Source organism: Paenibacillus sp. FSL K6-1217 (assembly GCF_045040735.1).
Lineage (GTDB): Bacteria > Bacillota > Bacilli > Paenibacillales > Paenibacillaceae > Paenibacillus_AQ.
Genome location: NZ_CP150271.1, coordinates 6,806,162 through 6,827,598, shown reverse-complemented (window position 1 = coordinate 6,827,598; position 21,437 = coordinate 6,806,162). Strand labels below are relative to the sequence as shown.

At 55.2% G+C, this 21,437-nt stretch carries 19 protein-coding genes and 1 pseudogene; 1 reads left to right on the top strand and 19 read right to left on the bottom strand.

Translation table 11 applies throughout. The features are described from left to right. Positions 1-92 precede the first annotated feature (92 nt). The 7 genes and pseudogenes from MHH28_RS30080 to mobB all read right to left on the bottom strand — a co-directional run bounded on the left by MHH28_RS30080 (position 93) and on the right by mobB (position 4,963). Complete coding sequence (locus MHH28_RS30080) at positions 93-1,241, bottom strand: DUF4367 domain-containing protein (RefSeq protein WP_405108818.1); 1,149 nt, start codon at positions 1,239-1,241, stop codon at positions 93-95. Then, positions 1,223-1,777, bottom strand: coding sequence for an RNA polymerase sigma factor (locus MHH28_RS30075; protein ID WP_405108815.1), 555 nt, complete (start codon positions 1,775-1,777; stop codon positions 1,223-1,225). The genes MHH28_RS30080 and MHH28_RS30075 overlap by 19 nt, the downstream gene beginning before the upstream one ends. Positions 1,778-1,950: 173 nt before the next feature. Then, positions 1,951-2,442 (bottom strand): pyridoxamine 5'-phosphate oxidase family protein, encoded by a 492-nt coding sequence (locus tag MHH28_RS30070; RefSeq protein WP_405108812.1) that lies wholly within the window; start codon positions 2,440-2,442, stop codon positions 1,951-1,953. Positions 2,443-2,548: 106 nt separating this feature from the next. Beyond that, positions 2,549-3,256, bottom strand: a complete 708-nt coding sequence (locus tag MHH28_RS30065; protein WP_405108809.1) for a DNA alkylation repair protein — start codon at positions 3,254-3,256, stop codon at positions 2,549-2,551. An 18-nt stretch (positions 3,257-3,274) separates the two neighbouring features. Further along, entirely contained in the window at positions 3,275-3,760 is a 486-nt protein-coding gene (locus MHH28_RS30060; protein WP_405117322.1) for a molybdenum cofactor biosynthesis protein MoaE, read from the bottom strand. A 165-nt stretch (positions 3,761-3,925) separates the two neighbouring features. Next, a pseudogene (locus tag MHH28_RS30055) lies at positions 3,926-4,372 on the bottom strand (molybdenum cofactor guanylyltransferase); the annotation flags it as partial. Positions 4,373-4,396: 24 nt separating this feature from the next. Then, positions 4,397-4,963: a molybdopterin-guanine dinucleotide biosynthesis protein B gene (gene mobB, locus MHH28_RS30050; RefSeq protein WP_405117321.1), complete on the bottom strand. Its 567-nt coding sequence runs from the start codon at positions 4,961-4,963 to the stop codon at positions 4,397-4,399. Positions 4,964-5,161: 198 nt separating this feature from the next. On the opposite strand from mobB, the gene MHH28_RS30045 reads away from it, so the two are divergent. Continuing rightward, positions 5,162-5,875 carry a YwiC-like family protein gene (locus MHH28_RS30045; RefSeq protein ID WP_405108806.1) on the top strand — a complete coding sequence of 238 codons (714 nt, stop codon included), beginning with the start codon at positions 5,162-5,164 and terminating at the stop codon, positions 5,873-5,875. An 86-nt stretch (positions 5,876-5,961) separates the two neighbouring features. Here the strand turns inward: MHH28_RS30045 and ilvB are convergent, their stop codons facing one another. The 12 genes from ilvB to MHH28_RS29985 all read right to left on the bottom strand — a co-directional run bounded on the left by ilvB (position 5,962) and on the right by MHH28_RS29985 (position 21,125). Beyond that, complete coding sequence (gene ilvB, locus MHH28_RS30040; RefSeq protein WP_405108803.1) at positions 5,962-7,638, bottom strand: biosynthetic-type acetolactate synthase large subunit; 1,677 nt, start codon at positions 7,636-7,638, stop codon at positions 5,962-5,964. A 28-nt stretch (positions 7,639-7,666) separates the two neighbouring features. After that, positions 7,667-8,683 carry a GTP 3',8-cyclase MoaA gene (gene moaA / locus MHH28_RS30035; protein WP_405108800.1) on the bottom strand — a complete coding sequence of 339 codons (1,017 nt, stop codon included), beginning with the start codon at positions 8,681-8,683 and terminating at the stop codon, positions 7,667-7,669. Between the two features lie 32 nt (positions 8,684-8,715). After that, positions 8,716-9,996: a gephyrin-like molybdotransferase Glp gene (gene glp, locus MHH28_RS30030; RefSeq protein WP_405108797.1), complete on the bottom strand. Its 1,281-nt coding sequence runs from the start codon at positions 9,994-9,996 to the stop codon at positions 8,716-8,718. A gap of 12 nt (positions 9,997-10,008) precedes the next feature. Further along, positions 10,009-11,499, bottom strand: coding sequence for an MFS transporter (locus MHH28_RS30025; RefSeq protein ID WP_405108794.1), 1,491 nt, complete (start codon positions 11,497-11,499; stop codon positions 10,009-10,011). Between the two features lie 366 nt (positions 11,500-11,865). Next, complete coding sequence (locus MHH28_RS30020; protein ID WP_405108791.1) at positions 11,866-12,393, bottom strand: hemerythrin domain-containing protein; 528 nt, start codon at positions 12,391-12,393, stop codon at positions 11,866-11,868. Between the two features lie 23 nt (positions 12,394-12,416). Next, positions 12,417-13,064, bottom strand: coding sequence for a response regulator (locus tag MHH28_RS30015; RefSeq protein ID WP_405108788.1), 648 nt, complete (start codon positions 13,062-13,064; stop codon positions 12,417-12,419). Between the two features lie 28 nt (positions 13,065-13,092). Continuing rightward, complete coding sequence (locus MHH28_RS30010; RefSeq protein WP_405108785.1) at positions 13,093-14,136, bottom strand: ATP-binding protein; 1,044 nt, start codon at positions 14,134-14,136, stop codon at positions 13,093-13,095. Next, positions 14,136-14,594, bottom strand: a complete 459-nt coding sequence (locus MHH28_RS30005) for a GAF domain-containing protein (protein WP_405108782.1) — start codon at positions 14,592-14,594, stop codon at positions 14,136-14,138. The genes MHH28_RS30010 and MHH28_RS30005 overlap by 1 nt, the downstream gene beginning before the upstream one ends. A 53-nt stretch (positions 14,595-14,647) precedes the next feature. Then, positions 14,648-15,334 carry a respiratory nitrate reductase subunit gamma gene (narI, locus tag MHH28_RS30000; RefSeq protein ID WP_405108779.1) on the bottom strand — a complete coding sequence of 229 codons (687 nt, stop codon included), beginning with the start codon at positions 15,332-15,334 and terminating at the stop codon, positions 14,648-14,650. Then, positions 15,331-15,897 (bottom strand): nitrate reductase molybdenum cofactor assembly chaperone, encoded by a 567-nt coding sequence (gene narJ / locus MHH28_RS29995; RefSeq protein WP_405108776.1) that lies wholly within the window; start codon positions 15,895-15,897, stop codon positions 15,331-15,333. The genes narI and narJ overlap by 4 nt, the downstream gene beginning before the upstream one ends. Next, positions 15,890-17,461, bottom strand: a complete 1,572-nt coding sequence (gene narH, locus MHH28_RS29990) for a nitrate reductase subunit beta (RefSeq protein ID WP_405108773.1) — start codon at positions 17,459-17,461, stop codon at positions 15,890-15,892. Before narH ends, narJ begins: the two co-directional genes overlap by 8 nt. Continuing rightward, a complete protein-coding gene (locus MHH28_RS29985; protein WP_405108770.1) occupies positions 17,451-21,125 on the bottom strand; it encodes a nitrate reductase subunit alpha in 3,675 nt (1,224 codons plus the stop codon). The genes narH and MHH28_RS29985 overlap by 11 nt, the downstream gene beginning before the upstream one ends. Positions 21,126-21,437: the final 312 nt, after the last annotated feature.

The following is a 21,437-nucleotide window of genomic DNA, read 5'->3' as shown; positions in this document are numbered from 1 at the left end:
CCAGTTTTTCACATACATTAGCTAACAAAAACGCCAGAGCCACCCCCTTATCTTAGATAAGGAGCAGCCCTGGACAATATAGAATGATATACCTACTTCATCATACTGGCAGCAATGCGGATGATCTCATCCTTGGTCAGCTCCGATTTCTCCTGTACGACTGACAGATTATAGATGATCTTCGCTTCCGGGTCAGCCCAGACCAGTCTGTTCTTAAAGCCTAAATCAATGTCCTCGTTGCTGGACGTTTCGAGATAAATAAGCTGCTTGCCGCCAATCTCAATGTTCTCTACCTTGGTCGTTTTGGTCCACATCAGGCTTTCTGCCGGTTTGGATTCATCAAAACGCGAGGCACTGATTTTCACATTAATCTTACCCTTTTTGTACACCAAGAGAGATGAATTATAGGCAATGTTCTCAGGCTTTTCTTTTCTCCAAACCATCCGGAACTTATCTCCAAGGTCAATCTCATTCTCACCTGTAGGCTGCACGACTTCGTCTATCTTGATGAATGAGGGAATGATGATCGCCTGCTCCAATACATAACCGTCCGGCAGATACTCAGATTTGTTCAATCCCGGAGCCTTGTACTTCTCCACAGTGGTGTTATATACGGAATAGTCCTTTAACATAATCGGCGGGCAGTGCAGGCCAAGAAGAGATTCTTCCTTCTCGCCTCCGCCTTTGACTACAAAAGTAGCATATTCTCCGGGAAACAGCTTCTCTATAGTATTGTAGCCCTTTTTAAATTTTAATTGGAAAAGTTCATCTTCCTTGCTTGGCTTTGTCTCCTGGGGCAGGCCCTTGCCGGGGGTTAGCGGGTATTTAGACTTCACAATCATGGCACCAGAATTCGTTAAGGGGATCGGTTTGTACGGCAGTACCCTGTACTGGAATTTAGCTCCGGCCCACTCTCCCAGTTCACCGGAGAACTGGATATATCCGCCGCCCAGCAAGACCAGCACAAGGAGTGCCGCCACCCAGCCCTTCGCAGGACTCCGCAGGAAGCTCTTCCGGCCCGCCCCCAGCGAAGCTTCTGTCTCCACTCTGCGCATCACTTTAGGAGCCCCTCCCCTTGGCGGGAGTGTCTGCAGCAAGGCACTCTCGCCCTCAACAGGCAAGATGGCCGCCAGACCGAGCTTGTGCATCACAGGATCATGGACGTCTACAGGCGGGATGCCGCCAGCCAAGTCTCCCTCCTTCAAGAACCGCTCTTCCGTTGTCAATTCACTCTTGCCCATAGCTGCTCCTCCTTTCTCTCCATGACGATTTTCAGCTTGACACGGGTCCGTTCATATCTCTTTCGTGCCGCTTCTGTACTCACACCCAGAATCTCGCCAATCTCCGCAAATGACTTGTCCTCGAAGATCCGCAGAATCAGCAAATTCCGCTCCTCCACTTTAAGCTTCTCCAGGGCGGCAGCGACCGGCCCGCTGAACAGGCGGTTCTCCACCACCTGCTCGGCGCTCTTCGCCGTAACCTCCTGCCGGAGCAGCTTCCGTATCTGAGACTGGAACTTCTGCCGCCGGAGCTGGTTCAGGCAGTGGTGATAAGCAATTTTGTAGAGCCATGAAGTGAAGGCCTGCGGCTTGTACTTTCCGATATTCTGGTAAGCCTTGATCAGGACGTCCTGCACGGCGTCTTCCGCCTCTTCCCTGTTATTGAGCAGCCGGTAGCAGTAGAGATAGATCCGGTGCTGGTACAGCCTGATAATATCTGAGAACAGGTGGGCCTCTCCAGCCTGTATTCTCTTAATTTTCTCTTCGGTAGAGTCCACGATAATCTCCTTTCGGTTCCATTCTGTTATTCATACTGATATAACACATGAGGCGTATGTAACGTGACATTTATTTTCCTGTGGCCCCACGCAGCAAAAAGAGACCAACATATCCATCCCTGTTGATCTCCCTAATGCCGTACTGTTTACCGGATTGTCTATTCTATTCTAATCTACTCCAGCTCAACCGTCTGATTGAGATTCAGCTTGTCAGTGTCCTGGCCCGTCATCCGCTTGAACATGTATACCGCCTTCTCGGCCAGGTTGCCGCTCTTCCAGTATTCCGCTGCTTCGGCATGGACCTTGATCAGAATCACATCGGGGTCATTATAGCCGGTCTTCAGGAACGCCTCGTATCCCGCATTCCAGAATTCCTTCTTCTTGTTCACATCGGTTACAATCTCTGCCGTTCCACGGATGGAGACATAGGATTTATCGGCATACACGACATTGACGCGCGGGTCATACAGAATCTCCCCGAACTTGCTGGTATCCTTCTTGGTCAGGAACCACAGATCCCCGTCGAATTCGACCTCTTGCGTCTTCATGGGCCGGGAGACCAGCCCCTCCTCCGAAATTGTGGTAAGCATAGCCATATCAATACCCTTGATCAGCTTGCGGACCGTCTCAACGGCTTCCTCGTGACTATGGTGTGTAGTTGACATCTTAACCGCCTCTTTTCTTCCGGGATAGGAGATAGGTTATCCAAACGCATAGCATTTATTAACCAGAAGCGGCGAAGTATTACCGGTATCGGTGAAATCCGGGAGATCAGCAGCGTACGTGCTTGCGCTTGAACCCGATCCGTCCTTTGTCCACAGCCTTCAGAATATTATCGTAAGCGTTAATGAATTTGCTCTTCGGCTTGTCCTTGTCCACCTCTACCGGCCCCACCTGCCTGGCTGTCTTGCACGCCAGATCATGAAGCGGTGAATAGGACACGGCTACCGTATACATGAAGTTGTTCATCGAATACCGGGTGCGCTCCGGGGACTCATGAATGGTCCGGCCCGCCAGCTCCAGCATACCAGCCAGCTTGTCCCGCGAGAATTCCTGATCCGGGCGGCTTCCCAGCAGCCAGCAATAACAGCTCCAGCCTGCCGACATTCTGAGGTCCTCTCCGCTCCTGATCCACTCATCGGCGATCTGCTGGGCAATATCCGCTTCAGCCAGCGTTACAGCGACCACGAAGTCAGACAGCATATAGAAGTAAGCTCCGTCCATCCACCGGTTATAGTCCGACTCTGTCATCCCGTTCGGGTCGGCAATGATCCCGGCAAAATACATCGCATCATAATTGCCGGTGGCATATAGCTCTTCAGCCAGCGGCTGATTGATTCCGGTTTGTTTGAAAATCGGCTTCATTGCGCCGGTAGCCACGCCAAACAGCGGTTCCCGTGCGCCATTGCCGGCATACATCTTCTTGGTCCGCTCCTTGCCGAGCGCTTCAAGCTCCTGCATGACCTGTTCTGCATTCATTGAACGTTCCTCCTTTAGTTACCTCTCATCATCCGCCGGAATATCCGGCAGCAGCGGACGGCCCTCGGGATAGACGTTCTGATTCAGCTGATCGCCGATCCACGCTTTGCCGTCCTCGCCGGTTTCTTTTTTCCAGATGGGGACGATTTGTTTGATCCGCTCAATCACGTATTCATTCGCCTCATAAGCAGCCTTACGGTGGGGTGAGGATACTGCGATCACAACGGCGATATCGGTAATCTCAAGCTTACCTACCCGGTGTGTAACCGCAACCTTCGTATCCGGCCAGCGCTCCTGCACTTCCTGCCCGATACGCTTCAGCTGGGTTACAGCCATGGACGGATACGCTTCATATTCAAGATACAGGGTTCTCTTCCCTTGTGTGAACTCACGCACCGTGCCAATGAATAAGGTAATCGCCCCGGCTTCTCTGCGCACAACTTTATTCGATACCTCTGCGGGTATAATCATGGACTCTGTAATTTCAAATAACGAATGGCCCATTCGCTCACTTCCCTTCGATAGATGCAGCAGCTGCTCATATTGCTCCGGTGTATCTATATCTGCTGCGAAATCCTCTTCTAACCCCGCACCAGCAAGCTCGTCCCGTTCCACGCCTAACCAGTGCAGCGATTCTAATAAGCCAGCCAGCCGGTACTCCCGGTTCTCCAGTCTTGCTGTAATCTCCGGCAACATCCGGTGCGGCCGGTATACGCCATGCAGCATCTGATGCTTGCCGTCTATCACGGGCAGAATGGCATCATAACCGCCTGCCTCAAGCCGGGCAAGCATCCAGGCGGCGGCCGGAGCGGATATACCGGGGCTGTCACAGCTCACCACCCAGGCATAGTCTGTCTGCACATTGGCAAAAGCAGCATGGAACCCGCTCAGCGGCCCATGCCCTGCATAGACATCCGGTATATATCGAATACCCGATGGAAGGCGTTCCAGATACGGGGTAGGATCGTTCGTAACCACAATCACGTTGGAGCAGAGGGTCTGCATCTCTCTCACCTGCCGGACAATGAACGGTTCCCCCTGATAGATCAGGAGGGCTTTATTCCGGCCCAGCATGCGGGAGTTCTGCCCGCCCGCCAGTATAATTCCTGTCAGCACCGAGGGCACCTCCTGTAATAGAATTTAAGGCTGAAGCAGAGAGAACGCCAGCGCGATAACCGCCTGATCCGCAAGCGCCTGATCCTTCAGAGGCAATACCGGGACAGCCTCCGGGCTGACCAGAGATTGCGGATCTGCCCTCTGCGGTTCCACAGCCTCTTCCCAGGTTAACCACAGGCGTATGTTCGTTGCTTCCTTTTGCAGCGTGATCTGGTCCTCAGTACATCGAATCAAGGCGATCTTGGGATAATCCGCCCCTTTGAACCCTTCGGCAATCACCAGATCCACCCTGCCGCGCATCGACTCGGCGATGTCTCCCAGTGAAGTCGCGGATCTGCGCATCACCCTGGTCGCCTCCGGCGAGGACAATACAGTCTCCACTGCACCGTGCAGGAGATGCTTGCTGCTATCCGTGCCCGGATCATCCAGCCGGAACTGGTGGGCATCATGCTTGGCAGAGCCGACCCGCAGGCCCTGCGCAGACAGGGCGTGGATTAACCGGCAGGCGAGGGTTGTTTTGCCGCTGTTCTTGTATCCGACGATTTGCAGTACAGGAACTGGACGCTGTACCGCCGCATGCTGAGATTCCATAGTCACGGTGTCTGCTCCTTCGCTTGAAGATCTATTTTCGATTATACACTATTCCGGCCGCTTCCCATTCCCCGCCTAATCGACTGACAGGTGCCACTGTGCTTCAAATCACCAGCATTCCCCGCCGGATGCAAGTATAGTTAAAGAGTCTGGCAGCTTACATGCCATGATATATCTACGAAGGAGGTCTATGGCCGCATGAAAAAATACATCCCCAACCAGCACGGCGCCTGGGCGATGCTCGTTCTCCCTTTTCTGCTGGGCGTCGCCGCATCCAAGGGGCAGTTCATACATATTCCGCTGTTTATCTGCTGGCTGCTGATCTATCTGTTCAGCTTCCCGCTCTTGCAGGGGGTGAAGACCCGGAAGTTCGCACGGTATGCCCGGCCGCTTAAGCTATACGGGATACTGCTGCTTCCGTTCGCGCTCTATCTGGTGATTGTCCAGCCTGTGCTGCTGGGGTTCGTGCTGCTGCTCCTGCCGCTGTTCGCTGTGAACCTCTATTATGCCCGGACCAAGAATGAACGCGCCCTGCTTAATGACATTTCTGCTATCGTGGCGTTCTGCCTGGTGATATATCCGGTCTTCTATGTGGGGCAGGGGGAGAGCTGGCGGGCTGTGAACGAACTGTTCGTGCTGGCGGTGCTGTACTTTACCGGAACCGCATTCTATGTCAAAACCGTCATCCGCGAGCGGAACAATCTCCGCTTCTATTACGGCTCCGTGCTGTATCATCTGCTGTTCGCGGCAGCCGGGCTGTTCCTGTTTCCTTCGCTGCTGGTCCCGCTGCTGGTTCTGCTGCTGCGGGCAGCCATTCTGCCGAGGACAGGAATTACGGCGAAGCGCACGGGAATCATCGAGATCGGCTTCTCTGTCATGTTATATGTGTCTGTGCTGGTGCTGTATTTCTAGGAGAACTACAATGCTTGTATTTGGACAAAAACCAGGAAGCTCCTTCGCTAGTCTGCGCGAGAGGAGCTTCCTTCAGGTCTGCCAGCTTATTCTACGATCATATCCTGATTGCTTGAGCCCGGCGGCACAATGGGATAGACATTATCCTCCTCGGTGATATCAAATTCCATCACAACCAGCCCTTCCGTATGCAGAGCCTGTTCAATAATCTGCTCCGCTTCAGCTAGCGTTCGTGCCCGGAACCCGTGGGCGCCGAAAGACTTGGCTAAGGCAACGAAATCCGGCGAGCTGATCCGCACCGAGGAATAACGCCGGCCCAGAAACAGCTGCTGCCATTGCCGTACCATCCCCAGATACCCGTTCTTGAAGATTGCCACCTTGACATTCAGGCCGTGATCCACGGCGGTCATGATCTCCTGCATATTCATCTGGAAGCTTCCGTCCCCTGTAATACACACCACATCGCGGTCAGGAAAAGCAACGGCCGCCCCAATCGCAGCAGGCAGGCCGTACCCCATCGTTCCCAGCCCGCCGGAGGTCAGGAAGGAGCGGGCTTCCGAGAATTCATAATGCGTAGCCGTCCAGATCTGATGCTGGCCGACATCCGTGGCAATCACCGCATCGCCTGCGGTGGCCTCTTGGAGGGCGCGAATAACTTCCTGAGGGGTCAGCTTAGCGCCTTGTTCCCGGCCCTGCTTCGGCTTGCGCTGACGCCAGGCCAGAATCTGTTCATCCCAAGCCGGATGCTCTGCTGTATGTACCTGTTCCTGTATCCCTCTGAGCAGCTCCTCACAAGAGCCGGTCACCGCAAGCTCCACAGGGATATTCTTGTTCAGCTCTGAGGTATCCAGATCCACTTGGATTTTATACGATCCCGGCGAGAATGCCTTCCGCTTGCCCGTTACCCGGTCGCTGAACCGTACCCCGAGACATAACATAACATCGGCGCCTTGCAGCGCACGGTTGGCCGCCACCGTTCCATGCATCCCGACCATTCCCAGATGCAGGGGATGCCCGGAAGGGAAAGCCCCGATCCCCATCAGCGTACCCGCTACGGGGAAGCGATGCCGCTCCGCGAATTCCCGCAAGAGTGCAGGGGTCTCTCCCTGCATGCAGCCTCCGCCGACCAGTACCAGCGGCCGCTCTGCACGGCTCAGCCGCTCTGCCGCAAGCAGAATATCCGCTGGATCAATGGACGGATTCGGCTCGTATCCCCGGATCACCGGCGTAGAGCAAGGCTCAGCCGGTCCGCTGACAGGAATGAACTCCGCATTCATGACATTCTTCGGCAGATCGATCAAGACGGGGCCCGGTCTTCCCGTGACCGCTACATGGAATGCTTCGTGGACGATTCGGGGAAGCTCGGCAATGTCTCTGACGATATAATTGTGCTTCGTAACCGGCATCGTCATTCCGTAGATATCCACTTCCTGAAAGCTATCCAGACCAATAAGGTCAGTGGCTACCTGGCCGGTAAGCACAATTAACGGAACAGAATCCATGAACGCAGTAGCAATTCCGGTTACTGCATTGGTGGCTCCAGGACCGCTGGTTACCAGCGCTACCCCCGGACGTCCCGTTACTCTGGCATATCCGTCTGCAGCGTGAACCGCAGCCTGTTCGTGGCGGACCAGTACATGCTGAATCCGGTCATTATCATACAGAGCATCATATAGAGGCAATACTGCACCGCCGGGGTAGCCAAACAATGTCTCTACCTTTTTCTCAATCAGCATCTCAATCAGCAGTTCTGCTCCGTTCATAGGTACACTTCTCCCCTGGTCATGCGAATTATCCTCCAATATAGGACATGCCGATCTTGGCCTTGCTTCTGCGGGTCTCTTCCGTCCGCTCATCGGAATAACGGTCACCGCGCTGCTCCCATACCTGCTTAATTGCTGCCAGCAGCTCTTCATCGCCAGCCCCTCCGCGCAGCATGGCCCTAAGGTCAAAACCGCTGGAGGCAAACAGGCAGGTATACAGCTTGCCGTCAGAAGACAGCCGGGCACGCGAGCAGGTGGAACAGAAGGATTCCGACACGGAAGTGATGAAGCCGACCTGGGCCGTACTGCCAAGATAGCCGTAGCGCTGCGCGACCTCGCCGCTGTAATTCTGCTCAAGCGGTGTCAGCATATATCTGGCTTGCAGCCGCTCCAGAATTTCGGCCTTGGTCACAACTTTATCGTAGCTCCAGCCGTTATCGTTGCCGACATCCATGAACTCGATGTAGCGCAGCGTGATCTTCCGTTCCTTGAAGTAGGCGGCCATCGGAAGAATCTCCGATTCATTCACGCCCCGCTGGACGACCATATTCACCTTGACCTCGAACCCGGCGGCTGCCGCCTGATTAATAGCCTGGAGAATGCTTCCCGGCTTGAAGCCGCGCCCGTTCATTCTGCCGAACAGCTCCGGGTCCAGCGCATCCAGGCTGACATTCAGCCTGCGCAGGCCCGCAGCATACAGCGGCGCTGCCTGTCCGCCCAGCAGAGCCCCGTTCGTCGTCAGTCCCATATCCTTGACACCGGGAATGGCAGAAATTCGGGCAACCAGCTCCGGCAGGTTAGGCCGCATCAGCGGCTCGCCCCCGGTCAGACGGATCTTGCTTACGCCAAGTGAGACGAACAGCCCCGCCAGCCGGCTAATCTCTTCGAAGGTAAGCAGCTCACTGGATGGAAGAAAAGCATAGTCGTCACCGAATATCTCCTTCGGCATGCAGTAGGAGCAGCGGAAATTGCATCGGTCCGTGACCGAAATCCGCAAATCATGGATAGGCCGCCGCAGCTGATCTTGTAGTGGATGATGATTCATGTGCGTCTATCTCCCTTCCCGTACACTTAGCCTTACAGTACCCAATCATTCATGCCCTCTTCCACCCCGAGCAGCAGGACATCCACTTTATCTCCTGCGGCGTAGCCTCTAGTTCCGCCCGGCAGCACTAACAGTGAATTGCCGCGTGCGATGGAGGAGACGGCATTCGATTTATTGAAGCCGGCCGGACGTACCGTAGTGCCGTCATATACTGCCCGGATAAACCTTGTGAACGGGTTCGCTTTGGCGAAATCCTCCGCCAGCACGGCGGTTGTCCGCGGCAGATACAAATTGTCCGCCCCCATCATTTTAAGCAGCGCAGGTCTTACGAACAGCTCAAAGCCCGTGAAGCACGCTGACGGGTTGCCGGATAGTCCGAACAGGAACTGATCCCCGGCCACTGCCACTGTAGTCACGCTGCCGGGACGCATCGCCACCTTATTGAACAATACATCGGCTCCGAGGCGCTTGTAAATCTCCGGCAAGTAGTCATAATCCCCCACTGACACTCCGCCTGTTGTGACCAGACAGTCGGTCTCTGCGAGCGCCTGCCGGACTGTGTGCAGGCATTCCTCCAGCCGATCCGCCGCCGTATCATAGATCCGGTACGGAATGCCCATCCGGGCGAGCTGGGCGGCAATCATCGGCCCGTTGCTGTTGCGAATTTTGCCGGGTACGAGCGGGTCTGTTACCGCCAGCAGCTCGGTGCCCGTAGACAGAATCCCCACCACCGGCCGCTTCCCTGCCTTAACCTCCCCGTAGCCGAAGGTAGCGAGCAGCGCCACCACTCCGGGATGAATGAAGCAGCCTGCCGGAATAACCGTTTCGCCCGCCTGCATATCCTCCCCTTGCAGAGACAAATTCTCCTGCGGCGCAAATGCCTTACGGATCGTAAATGTCTGCCCCGCCTGGACCGCTTGCTCAAACATGACTACCGCATCCGCTCCGGCCGGCAGCGCCGCCCCCGTCATCAGCCGGACCGCTTCGCCGCGTCCGATTACTGCCTGCGACACTTCCCCTGCGCCGATATGATCCACCACCGTGAAGCTGACCCGGTTACTCCCGGAAGCACCGGCCGAATCTGCCGAAGCTATGGCATAGCCGTCATACGGGGAACGGGTGAAATGCGGTACATCATGGGTTGCCGTGAGCGGCTCAGCCAGAATACGTCCATAGCTTGCATGAAGCGGAATGGTCTCCGTACCTGTGCGGCATACTCTTCCGGTTACCCGCAGCACCGCTTCCGCTACAGTAACCGGAGTTCTGGTCTTCTCCACCTTCATCTGCTCCTCACCGGGTGCCGGAATGATCATCCGCTCACCCGTTTATTTCTGCGTAATGTCGCTGAAGGTGCCTACATAGCGGACATCTTCACCGGTCTCATCCTTCACCGCGCTGATATTCAGCCACTGCAGGTATTCTTCCCCGTTCTTGCGCTTGTTCCAGATCTCGCCCTGCCACATGCCCTTGGCCTTGACCTCACCCCACATCACGCGGTAAAAGTCCTTAGGCTGGCGGCCGGATTTCAGCAGGCTCGGCTGTTTGCCCAGCACCTCTTCTTCGGTATAGCCGGTGAGCTTCGTGAAGGCCGGATTGACCGTCTTAATGTGGCCGGACACATCCGTAACGAGAATCCCCTGGCCGGTAGAATTGAACACCTCAGAGGTAAGGGCCAGCCGGTCCTGGAAGTACAGCCACACCACGAGTACCAGACTGGCCAGCGCCACCTGGGACAAGAGCATGAAGCCGATAGAATATTGTCCGGTTGCCGCATGAATCACGGATAGCATAATCGGAGGGAAGAATCCGCCCAGACCGCCCATCATCGACACAATCCCGTTGGCAATCCCAGCCTGCTTGTTGAAGTACAGCGGCACCAGCTTGAAAATAACACCGTTCCCGAGTCCGGCACTTACCGCAATCGCCAGGCAGCCTGCCGTATACAGACCCATGTCCGGCATGAAAGCCAGAATAATGGCAGCCACCGTGTATACACTGAAGGTGAAAATAAGCAGGAACAATGGCTGGAACTTGTCGGCCAGCCAGCCGCCGATCGGACGGAAGAAGGTCGCGACCGCGATGAAGCCGGCGGTGCGCATCCCGGCGTCCACTTTTTCCAGACCAAAACTGGATACCAGAAAATTCGGCAGATAAATGGTAAAAGCTACGAAGGAGCCAAAGGTAATGAAATAAAACAGGGAGAACAGCCAGAGCTTCTCGTTCCTGGACACGCCCCTGATCTGTTCAATAATCGGAGTGCGGAGCTTAGGCTCCTGACGGTCCCCGAAGAAGAAGTTGAGGGCGATAAATACCAGCAGCAGGATTAGATACATTTTGACTGCGTTCGCCCAGCCGAACTGTGCTGCCAGGATAGGCGCCGAGAAGGTTGTCACCGCTGTGCCGAGATTCCCGATTCCATAGATACCGTTAACCAGACCGTGCTTCTCCTTGGGATAGTACTTCGGCAGAGAGGTAACCCCTACGGAGAAGACCGCGCCGCCGACACCCAGGAACAGGCCTCCGATAATCAGATGGGTAACCGTGGACGCTTCACTGATGAAGTAGACCGGGAACAGCAGCAGAATGAAGCTGGACATAAAAATAATCCGCGCCCCCAGAATATTCGCATAGTAGCCCAGCGGAATTCTCAGAATCGAGCCAAGCACTACCGGAATGGCCGTAACCATCGCCAGCCGCCCGGGAGGGATGCTGATATCCTCCGAGATAAATGGCATCAGGGAAGAGATAATCACCCACACCATGAATCCGGTAATCAAGTTTAAGGTTTGCAGCGGCAATTGCATTTTTTTAATCATTCGTTTCACCTTTTCGCCGTTTTTTTCTTGTGATGCTATCCTGTTACGATACTTCCTGTACTCATTGTATCCGCCGTTCCCCGGCCCAGATATAGGGGAGTCCCCTTTCCCTGACAGGGTAAACCCTGAAATAACCCCACAAAGTGGGGCTTTAGCGTAGGTGATGACTCAGGTACTTTGCGGGGACCCCAAAACATATAAATTCTTGTAAAAAATAGCCCCGCTAAGCGGGGTATTTCTCGGGACATGCTCCCACGTGTCTTTCACCGCCTTATCCGGCGAATCCACTATACTCATAATAAAAAACACCAAAAAAACTGCCCCAAGCTGGAGCAGCCTTATCATAGCCATCTAATATCATCATACTCACGTAATCAGCGTATTTAACTGTTCACCTAGCAGTTTCTTGTCCTTCGGACTCAGCTGGTTCTCGCCCATCGGGAAGATCACGGTCTCTTCTTTGACAAAATGGACGGTCAGCACCTCGAAGGCCTCCCCCGCATCCCGCACCGCAGCGCGAATCGCCTCAAGCGGCATCTGCCCGATGTCTCCCTCCGAATGATGCAGGAAATGCCCGATGTACCCGTCAATCTCGCGGTGCTCCTCCTGAATGCCAGCCAGCGGGCCCTGGTCGAAGCCGATATACCGGCCCAGCAGCGGGAAGAAATACGTCTCTTCCTTATCGGTATGCTTCTTCAGCGGAACCATGAACTCCTGCACCGCCCGGCGCAGCTTCTGAAGCTGTGTCCTGGCCTCTTCCAGCGTAAGCTGCTCCTGTTCAAACCAGAGGACAATGGCATGCCATTCCTCCATCAGAAAAGATAAATAGCGGTGTTCATTCTCAAGAATGCGCATCGCGGGCAACGTGAACTTAAGGCCTGTATGTTCCGGCATACGGCTAACCCTCCAGTGGCCGGTCAGAAATCCAGCATTTTTTTCCTCAAAGCGTATTCGACCAGCTCGGGCCGGCTCTTAAGGTTAAGCTTCTCCATAATCTTGGCCTTATGGGCCTCCACGGTCTTCACGGAAATATAGAGCTTCTCTGCAATCTCTTTATTCCCGTATCCCTTGGCAATGAGCGGCAGAATCTCCAGCTCCCGCTTAGACAGCAGCTCGAACAGATCCTCGGTCCCGCCGGTCTTGTCCTGCTTAATGAACTCGCGGACCAGCGAGGTAGCCATCTTGGGATGAATATAAGTCCCGCCCTCATAGATGGTCCGGATGGCCAACAGCAGCTCCTCGTCCGGCGCACTCTTGAGCACATACCCAGAGGCCCCGTTCTTCAGGACATGGAAGAGATACTCATCATCGTCATGCATCGTCAGAATCAGGATCCGGGTATCAGGGTAATCTTCTTTGATCTTGCCGGTCGCGGTCAGCCCGCTTTCTCCCGGAGGCATGCTTAAATCCATGATCAGAATATCCGGGCGGAGCTTGGCGACCATCGTATAAGCTTCCCTGCCGTCGGCCGCCGCTCCAATCACTTCTATATCATCCTGAAAATTAAGAATCATCGAGAATCCGCTGCGCACGATCGCATGGTCGTCTGCAATGACGATCTTCATCAGAAGCTCATTCCTTTCCTCGGGCCCATCATACGGGGACCTGCAGCATAATCCGGGTCCCCTTGCCGGTCTCTGATTCCACACTGAAGGTTCCGCCCACCAACTCCGCCCGCTCCTGCATCCCGAACAAGCCCAAGCCTGTTCCGGCAGGCTCATCGCCCAGATGGAAGCCGATCCCTTCATCCTGAATCAGCAGCTGGAGCATGCCGTCGTTCTCGGTCAGCGATACCTTGACACTGTCGACCTGGGCATACTTCAGTGCATTCAGCACCGCTTCCTGGCATACCCGGTACATGACCGTCTCAATCTCGCTCCCGTACCGCTTCTCGGACAGCCGGGACTCATATTCAATCACCAGGCCATACGTCTGTTCCACCCGCTTGAAGTGCGAGCGGAAGGCCGCCTCCAGACCGAAATCATCCAGGGCAGCCGGCCGGAGCTCCACCGACAGGTTACGGATATCGCTCAGCAGACGGGTCATGGACACTTCCGTTTGCTTCACTTTTTTGAGCAGTCCGTCATCAGCGGTCATATATTTCAGCACACGCAGATCAATCACGGCACTCATCAGCTCTTGCGCAACGCTGTCATGGAGTTCACGGGAGATCCGCTTGCGTTCATTCTCCTGGGCTTCAATAATATGCTTCATCATCTTGTTCTGGTAGAACTTCTCTTGCGTCTTGAACTGTCTCGTTAAATCCCTGAGCATGAAGACCCGGATTCCATTCTCTTCATCTATAGTGTGAAAGGTGGCTGCATAAGGGACTATCCCCTTGTCCCTGGTCTCCAGATAGACCTGATACGAGGTGAACTCCTCCGAGTCCGGGGTATGAAAATAACAATTCAGGCAGGTGCGCAGCTCCGTCTCGCTGGTATATCCCCGGCAGGTCCCGCAGAGCGCTTCTGGGTTCCCCTGATACAGCTGCTTCAGAATATCCTTGTCGACAATCGTCTCGGCAGCCGGATTCATCGCCAGGGCTTTCCCTTGCCGGTCAAAAAAGAACATTGCCTCCGAGCTGTTCTCGAACAGCTTCGTCATCAGCTCACTGCGTAAGTCTGTTCCGGGTATCATCAACTGAGCAACAATTCCTTCCCGTTCAAGTCTCCGATGCCGCCCCGTGCCGTCTCTTCCAGCTCATGCAGCATATCAGCGGTCACCTGCCGGTCACCTCTGAAGCCGCCCAGAAGCACGCCTGCCACGCGGGCATCATTCCACATCGGCACCGCCCCGATGCTGTTCAGATTCTCCAACTTGGTGATGGGGTAATTGAACAGGCTATCGGGCTTCACCATGAGCTTCACAGAAGGGATTAAGAACGGCTTGCCGGTCTTGAACACGATACCTGCAATCCCTCTGCCGGATTGCAGCACAATCCGTTTGTAGCGGTCACTTATATTGCCTGAAGCATATTTCCAGCGGATCGCGTAGTCATACTCCGCCGGCTCGGCGAACGCCAGCGACATGAAGTCATATCCCAGCGCCGCACGGATCTGGTCAATCCGGGTCTGGTAATCCACCTTATTCATCATCGCTTTCTCTCCTCGGATCGAACAGGGAAAGAAGTCCACGCTGCTCTCTTCCGTTAATTTGATTTATTTCTTCTGTATAGGATATAACTTCTGCCTACATAATTCAACGGAACACTCCATACGTGAACCAGCCGGGTGAACGGCCAGAAAGCAAAGATCGCGAACCCTGACAGGATGTGAAGCTTGAAGGAGAACGGCACTCCGCTCATCAGCGACGGGTCCGGACGGAACATGAACAAGCCGCGGAACCAGACCGAGATCGTATCCCGGTAGTCGAACTCAGGCTGTACCGCATTGGTGACAATCGTGGAGTACATCCCCATGAACACAATGAACAGCAGGAGCGAGTTGACAATCAGATCGGACGCGCTGCTGAGCCGGCGGACGTTCTTCAGCGTGAAGCGCCGCGAGGTCAGAATCAGCATCCCGAGCAGGGTGGCCGCACCGAAGATCCCGCCGATGTATACGGCGCCGATATGGTACATATGGTCGCTGACACCGACAGCCTCCAGCCAGGACTTAGGCACGGCGAGTCCGCCGATGTGGCCCAGAATGACCGGCATAATGCCGAGGTGGAACAGAATGCTGCCGAATTTCAGCTGTTTTTTCTCAATGAATTCACTGGATTTGGCTGTCCAGTTGAATTGATCCTTGCGGTAGCGGGCGATATGACCGCCTATAAACACCACCATACACATATAAGGGAAGATTACCCATAAAAATTGACCCGCCATATTCATTGACTCAGGGCCTCCTGTTCCGCACTAGCTTTGAAGGTTTCCCGCAACCCTTTAACCAGGTGAAAATAAGGACTTTCCCGCTGCTCCAGCGCCTTAACCAGATGATACGTACCATCCTCCAGAATCGCCATCAGCATACGGAAGTTCTCCGGCGCGCCGGGGACGTCCTGCCACTGTGCAGCATAGATGAATTCACACATCAGCGGCAAATAATCGGGCAGCTCGCTCTCCGGCATGACAAGGCCGAACATTTCGTACAGCAGCTTCAGCTTGGCGAGCATTTGCCCGCGTTCCTTGGCATCCTCGAATTTGAAGTAGGTCATGTAGAGTGCACAGTCCTTCTGAAAATCAAACGTAGCCGCATAGTTCTCCTGAATCTCTTCCAGGCTGAAGCTCTGCATGTGCTTCCAGTACGTCTGCACGTGGGCATATCCCGGGTGAGCAGGGTCAAACGCCTCTTCCAGAAAAGCCGGATGGAAATCCAGCTTCTCCGGGTACATAAGCTGCAAGGCGAAATAACCGAAGGACTCCTTGTATTGATGCAGTTTGTTCAGATCAATCACGCCAGATCCCCCCGTAGAAATTCTCTTCATACATCTCCTTGCCGGTCTTCATGGTGTCGCCGGAAGGGCTGGCCGGTCCGCAGCCGTCACAGCCGGAGCCGAAGCCCGAGCCGCCCATGTCGCTGCCATAGCCAGCCGCGCCTTGCGCGCGGTAAGGGTTCATGTGCTGCTCCTTGTGGGAGGTCGGGATCACGAAGCGGTCCTCATATTTGGCAATCGCCAGCAGGCGGTACATCTCCTCGGTCTGCTGCGCCGTCATTCCGACACGGTCCAGACGGCTAAGATCGAATTCCTGGCCGGTCGACTGGGCGCGCATGTAAGAGCGCATCATCGCCATCCGCTGCAAGGCTTCCTTCACAGTCTCCGTATCGCCAGCTGTCAGCATATTCGCCAGATATTGAATAGGCGTGCGCATCTCTTCGATGGCCGGGAAGATCATATCGGGATTCTTGAGTGAATCCTTGCCCTCAAAGTAGTTCATGATCGGGCTAAGCGGCGGTACATACCATACCATCGGCAGGGTCCGGTATTCCGGGTGAAGCGGGAAGGCCAGCTTATGCTCAATGGCCAGCTTGTAGACCGGTGAGTTCTGGGCAGCCTCCAACCAGTCCTCGGAGATGCCATCCCGTCTTGCCTGGGCTCTAACCTCTGGATCATGCGGATTCAGGAACAGATCGCATTGCGCCTTGTACAGATCCTGCTCATCCGGGGTAGACGCTGCTTCCAGAACCTTGTCGGCGTCATATAGCAGCACACCCAGATAACGGATACGGCCCGTACAGGTCTCGGAGCATACGGTTGGCAGACCTGCCTCCACACGCGGGAAGCAGAACGTGCATTTCTCCGCCTTGTTCGTCTGCCAGTTGAAGTATACCTTCTTGTAGGGACAGCCGGTCATGCAGTATCTCCAGCCACGGCAAGCCTCCTGGTCCACCAGCACAATACCGTCCTCATCCCGCTTGTACATCGCTCCAGATGGACAGGAAGCCACACAGCTCGGGTTCAAGCAGTGTTCGCACAGACGAGGCAAATAGATCATGAAGGATTTCTCGAAGTTGAACTTGATCTCTTCTTCGATCTTCTGAATGTTCGGGTCCAGCGGGCCGGTCACATGCGCACCTGCCAGATCATCCTCCCAGTTTGGTCCCCATTCCAGATCCATCTTCTCGCCGGTTACAGCAGAGTGGGCCCGTGCTACCGGGGAATGCTTCTGCTCCCCGGCGTTGGTCAGATGCTCATAGTTGTATGTCCACGGCTCATAATAATCCTTCATTTCCGGCATATCGGGGTTGTAGAAGATTTTGCCGAGCGCGATCTTGGACAGCTTGTTCCCGGATTTCAGCTCAAGCTTCCCCTTGCGCAGCTGCCAGCCGCCCTTGTACAACTCCTGGTCTTCCCAGCGCTTCGGATAGCCGATGCCCGGCTTCGTCTCCACATTGTTGAACCACATATATTCCGCACCCTTGCGGTTCGTCCACGTTGTCTTACAGGTGACGCTGCAGGTGTGGCAGCCGATGCATTTATCCAGATTCATTACCATTGCCACTTGCGCTTTAATTTTCAAGCCAGTTGACCTCCTTCATTTTGCGAACGGCTACGTAGACATCACGCTGGTTGCCGATCGGACCGTAGTAGTTGAAGCCGTAGCTGAGCTGTGCATATCCGCCGACCATCTGGGTAGGCTTCAGATGAATCCGGGTTGGCGCATTGTGGCTGCCGCCGCGCGTATCCGTAATCTCGGAGCCCGGCACTTGAATATGCTTATCCTGGGCGTGGTACATGAACATGGTGCCTCTCGGCATCCGGTGGCTGACTACGGCGCGTGCAGTTACCACACCGTTCCGGTTATAGACCTCAAGCCAGTCGTTGTCCGCTATGTCATGAGCCGCCGCATCCTCGTTATTGATCCATACCGTCGGACCGCCCCGGAACAAGGTCAGCATGTGCTGGTTATCCTGGTAGGTCGAGTGGATATTCCATTTGCCGTGTGGCGTCAGGTATCTCAGAACCAGCGCATCTGTTCCGCCCTTCACGGCCTTGTCGCGCGGCCCGAAGACCATTGGCGGCAGGGTCGGCTTATAGACCGGCAGCGCTTCGCCGAACTGCTGGAAGATCTCATGGTCAATATAGAAATGCTGTCTGCCGGTCAGGGTACGGAACGGAACGAGACGCTCAATATTCGTAGTGAACGGCGAATACCGGCGGCCTTGCTTATTCGAGCCGCTGAATACCGGTGTCGGAATGACCTCACGCGGCTGTGCGGTAATGCTCTGGAAGGTAATCTTCTCGGCGGCCCGGTCTGCTGAAATATCCCGCAGCTCGACCCCGTGATCCTGCTCGGCGGATGCATAAGCCTTCTGGGAGACGCGGCCGTTGGTGGCGGAAGACAGATGCAGAATGGCATCTGCTGCCTGGCGGGCCGTCTGCAGCTTCGGCAGTCCGTTCCGGATCGTTTCGTCGTAATGCACACCGCTGATCTTCTTTAGCTCTTCGTACTCTTCGGCAACCGAGAAGCTGACGCCGTGTGCGCCTGTTTTGCCGGTAGCCAGATTCGGTCCAAGCGAGCTGTATTTATGATGAATCTGCGTGTAATCCCGCTCGACAATGGTGAAGTTCGGCATGGTTTTACCCGGAATGGCCGGCACTTCGCCCTTGGTCCAATCCTTGACCAGACCCATCGGCTGTGAGATTTCGCTGATGGAGTCATGGCCCAGCGGGGACATCACTACATCCTTATAGACGCCGGGCAGCTGCGATTTCGCCATATCGGAGAATACCTCCGAGAGCTGGCGGTAGATATCCCAGTCCGAACGGGATTCCCACAGCGGATTCACAGCCGGATTGAACGGATGGACGAACGGATGCATGTCGGTGGACGACAGATCTGTTTTCTCATACCAGGTTGCGGCAGGCAGGACTACATCGGCATACAGCGGCGTAGTTGTCATCCGGAAATCCAGCGCCACCATCAGATCGAGCTTGCCTTCCACATCCTCCCGCCAGACAATCTCCTCCGGCTTCTGCTCCTCATTCGGTTCAGCCAGCAGACCATCGGACGCTCCGAGCAGATGCTTCATGAAGTATTCCTGTCCCTTAGCGGAGCTTGAGATCAGGTTCGAGCGCCAGATGAACAGCGAGCGCGGGAAGTTCTCTGGGGCGCCGGGATCTTCTATAGCAAACCGCGTCTTCCGCGATGTAATCTCTTCTACGGCATGGCCGATAATCTCCGCATTCGTCTTCTTGCCTTGCTGCGCCGCTTCCTCGGCGAACAACAGGCTGTTCTTGTTGAATTGCGGGAAGGACGGCAGCCAGCCAAGACGCGCAGCCAGTACGTTGTAATCTGCCGGGTGCTGGTAAGCAACATCCCCGCCGGTCGGCGATTTCAGGGAATCCGTGCCGCTCTCCTCATAACGCCACTGCTCGGTGGCAAAATAGAAGAAGGAGGTTGCATTCTGCTGCCGCGCTGGACCCTGCCAGTCCTTGGCAAAGGCAACCGTGGACCAGCCTTCAATCGGACGGCATTTCTCCTGGCCGACATAATGCGCCCAGCCGCCGCCGTTGACGCCCTGGGAAGCGGTCAGCACCACCAGATTCAGAATCGAACGGTAGATGGTATCGCTGTTGAACCAGTGGTTGATGCCTGCGCCCATGATAATCATGGAGCGCCCTCCGGTCTCAATGGAGTTCTGGGCGAACTCACGGGCAATCTGCACAACAACACTTGCTTTGACTGTGGTAATCTTCTCTTGCCAGGCCGGAGTGTAGTGGGACAATTCATCCTCATACCCCTTGGCGTTCAGCAGACTGTCTCTGCGCTTAATGCCATATTGACTCATCATCAGATCGTATACGGTGGCGACATAACGTTCCGTGCCGTCCGCAAGCTTCATCTTCCGGGCCGGAATGATCCGGCTGAAGGTGCCGTTGCCGGCATTGTCGAAGTACGGGAACACGATTTCCGTCCATTCTTCCCCGTGGCCTTCAATCGTCAGGGCTGGCTCCACCTTGCTGCCGTCCTCCCGCTCCAGAATCAGGTTCCACTTCTTGCCTTCCTCCCAGCGCTGACCCATCGTCCCGTTCGGCACGATCATCTCCCCTGTGGCTTCATCGAAGATCACCGGCTTCCAGTCCGAATGCGGGGAAGCATCGCCCAGATCACTGGCCCGCAGGAAGCGTCCGCCCTTCAGGCTGTCCTCATGCGGATCAAGCAGAATCAGGAACGGCATATCGGTGTATTGCTTCGCATAATTCAGGAACATCGGCTCCTGGCGTTCCTGATAGAACTCCTGCAGGATGACATGCGTCATCGCCTGGGCAAGCGCCGCGTCCGAGCCGGGGTTCGGAGCCAGCCAATTGTCGGCGAACTTCACGTTCTCGGCGAGATCCGGGGCGACCGACACGACCTTGGTGCCTTTGTACCGCACTTCGGTCATGAAGTGGGCATCCGGCGTCCGGGTCAGCGGCACGTTCGAGCCCCACATCATCAGGTAACCGGCGTTGTACCAGTCCGAGGATTCCGGGACATCCGTCTGCTCGCCCCAGATCTGCGGGGAAGCCGGCGGAAGATCGGCATACCAGTCATAGAAGCTGAGCATCTGACCGCCCAGGAGCGAGATGAACCGTGCCCCGGAAGCGTAGCTGACCATCGACATGGCCGGAATCGGGGTGAACCCGGCGATCCGGTCGGGGCCGTATTTACGGATCGTATAGATCAGTTGTGCCGCGATCAGCCGCAGTGCGTCGTCCCAGGCTACCCGGACATGGCCGCCCTTGCCGCGTGCCTTCTTATACAGGCTGGCCTTCTCGGGATCTTCCACGATACTTGCCCAGGCATCGACATAATTGTCATGCTCCTGGAGCGCCGTCTGCCACAGCCGCCATAGCTTGCCTCTGATATACGGATACTTCACGCGCAGCGGGCTGTATTCATACCAGGAGAAGGTAGCTCCGCGCGGACAGCCGCGCGGCTCGAACTCCGGCATATCCGGTCCGCAGGAAGGATAATCGATCTGCTGGTTCTCCCAGGTGATGATCCCGTTCTTCACGAATACCTTCCAGCTGCAGGAGCCTGTACAGTTGACCCCATGGGTGGTGCGGACTACTTTATCGTGAGACCAGCGCTGGCGGTACATGTTCTCCCAATCTCTATTTTTCTCTTCAAGAATGGACCAGTTCCCGGAATAGCTCTCCACCGGCTTAAAAAAGTTAAGGCCGAATTTCTTCTTCATCTGTCCAGAACACTCCTTTGTACGAATCTATTCAATTAATCTCATTATGGGTCTACCCGGCCGCGCTTCCCATTAGGGAAACACCTATTGAACCTCGGGAATTCCCTCGACTTCATCCCGCAGCAAAAAAGCCTTTCCCGCTGAGGAGAAAAGCTGTGATTCTGCGCTGCTGCGCCGGACGGGGAGTTCCATTAGGGACTTCCCTCTTTATCTTAGGGGGAAGTTCCTAGCGGGAATCCCATGGCAGAACTGTATGCTATACTGACCAGTAGATACGTATAAGATTGTTATCATACGGGAGGATGAAGAAGA

Coding starts and splice junctions, on each gene's coding strand:
- MHH28_RS30070 (WP_405108812.1), bottom strand. CDS start 2,442: ATGTCAACTACACACCATAGTCACGAGGAAGCCGTTGAGACGGTCCGC.
- MHH28_RS30065 (WP_405108809.1), bottom strand. CDS start 3,256: ATGAATGCAGAACAGGTCATGCAGGAGCTTGAAGCGCTCGGCAAGGAG.
- MHH28_RS30045 (WP_405108806.1), top strand. CDS start 5,162: ATGAAAAAATACATCCCCAACCAGCACGGCGCCTGGGCGATGCTCGTT.
- MHH28_RS30015 (WP_405108788.1), bottom strand. CDS start 13,064: ATGAAGATCGTCATTGCAGACGACCATGCGATCGTGCGCAGCGGATTC.
- narI (WP_405108779.1), bottom strand. CDS start 15,334: ATGAATATGGCGGGTCAATTTTTATGGGTAATCTTCCCTTATATGTGT.
- moaA (WP_405108800.1), bottom strand. CDS start 8,683: ATGAATCATCATCCACTACAAGATCAGCTGCGGCGGCCTATCCATGAT.
- MHH28_RS30025 (WP_405108794.1), bottom strand. CDS start 11,499: ATGATTAAAAAAATGCAATTGCCGCTGCAAACCTTAAACTTGATTACC.
- glp (WP_405108797.1), bottom strand. CDS start 9,996: ATGATCATTCCGGCACCCGGTGAGGAGCAGATGAAGGTGGAGAAGACC.
- ilvB (WP_405108803.1), bottom strand. CDS start 7,638: ATGAACGGAGCAGAACTGCTGATTGAGATGCTGATTGAGAAAAAGGTA.
- MHH28_RS30010 (WP_405108785.1), bottom strand. CDS start 14,136: ATGATACCCGGAACAGACTTACGCAGTGAGCTGATGACGAAGCTGTTC.
- MHH28_RS30060 (WP_405117322.1), bottom strand. CDS start 3,760: ATGGGCCATTCGTTATTTGAAATTACAGAGTCCATGATTATACCCGCA.
- MHH28_RS29985 (WP_405108770.1), bottom strand. CDS start 21,125: ATGAAGAAGAAATTCGGCCTTAACTTTTTTAAGCCGGTGGAGAGCTAT.
- MHH28_RS30020 (WP_405108791.1), bottom strand. CDS start 12,393: ATGCCGGAACATACAGGCCTTAAGTTCACGTTGCCCGCGATGCGCATT.
- mobB (WP_405117321.1), bottom strand. CDS start 4,963: ATGGAATCTCAGCATGCGGCGGTACAGCGTCCAGTTCCTGTACTGCAA.
- MHH28_RS30080 (WP_405108818.1), bottom strand. CDS start 1,241: ATGGGCAAGAGTGAATTGACAACGGAAGAGCGGTTCTTGAAGGAGGGA.
- MHH28_RS30005 (WP_405108782.1), bottom strand. CDS start 14,594: ATGATGAATAAGGTGGATTACCAGACCCGGATTGACCAGATCCGTGCG.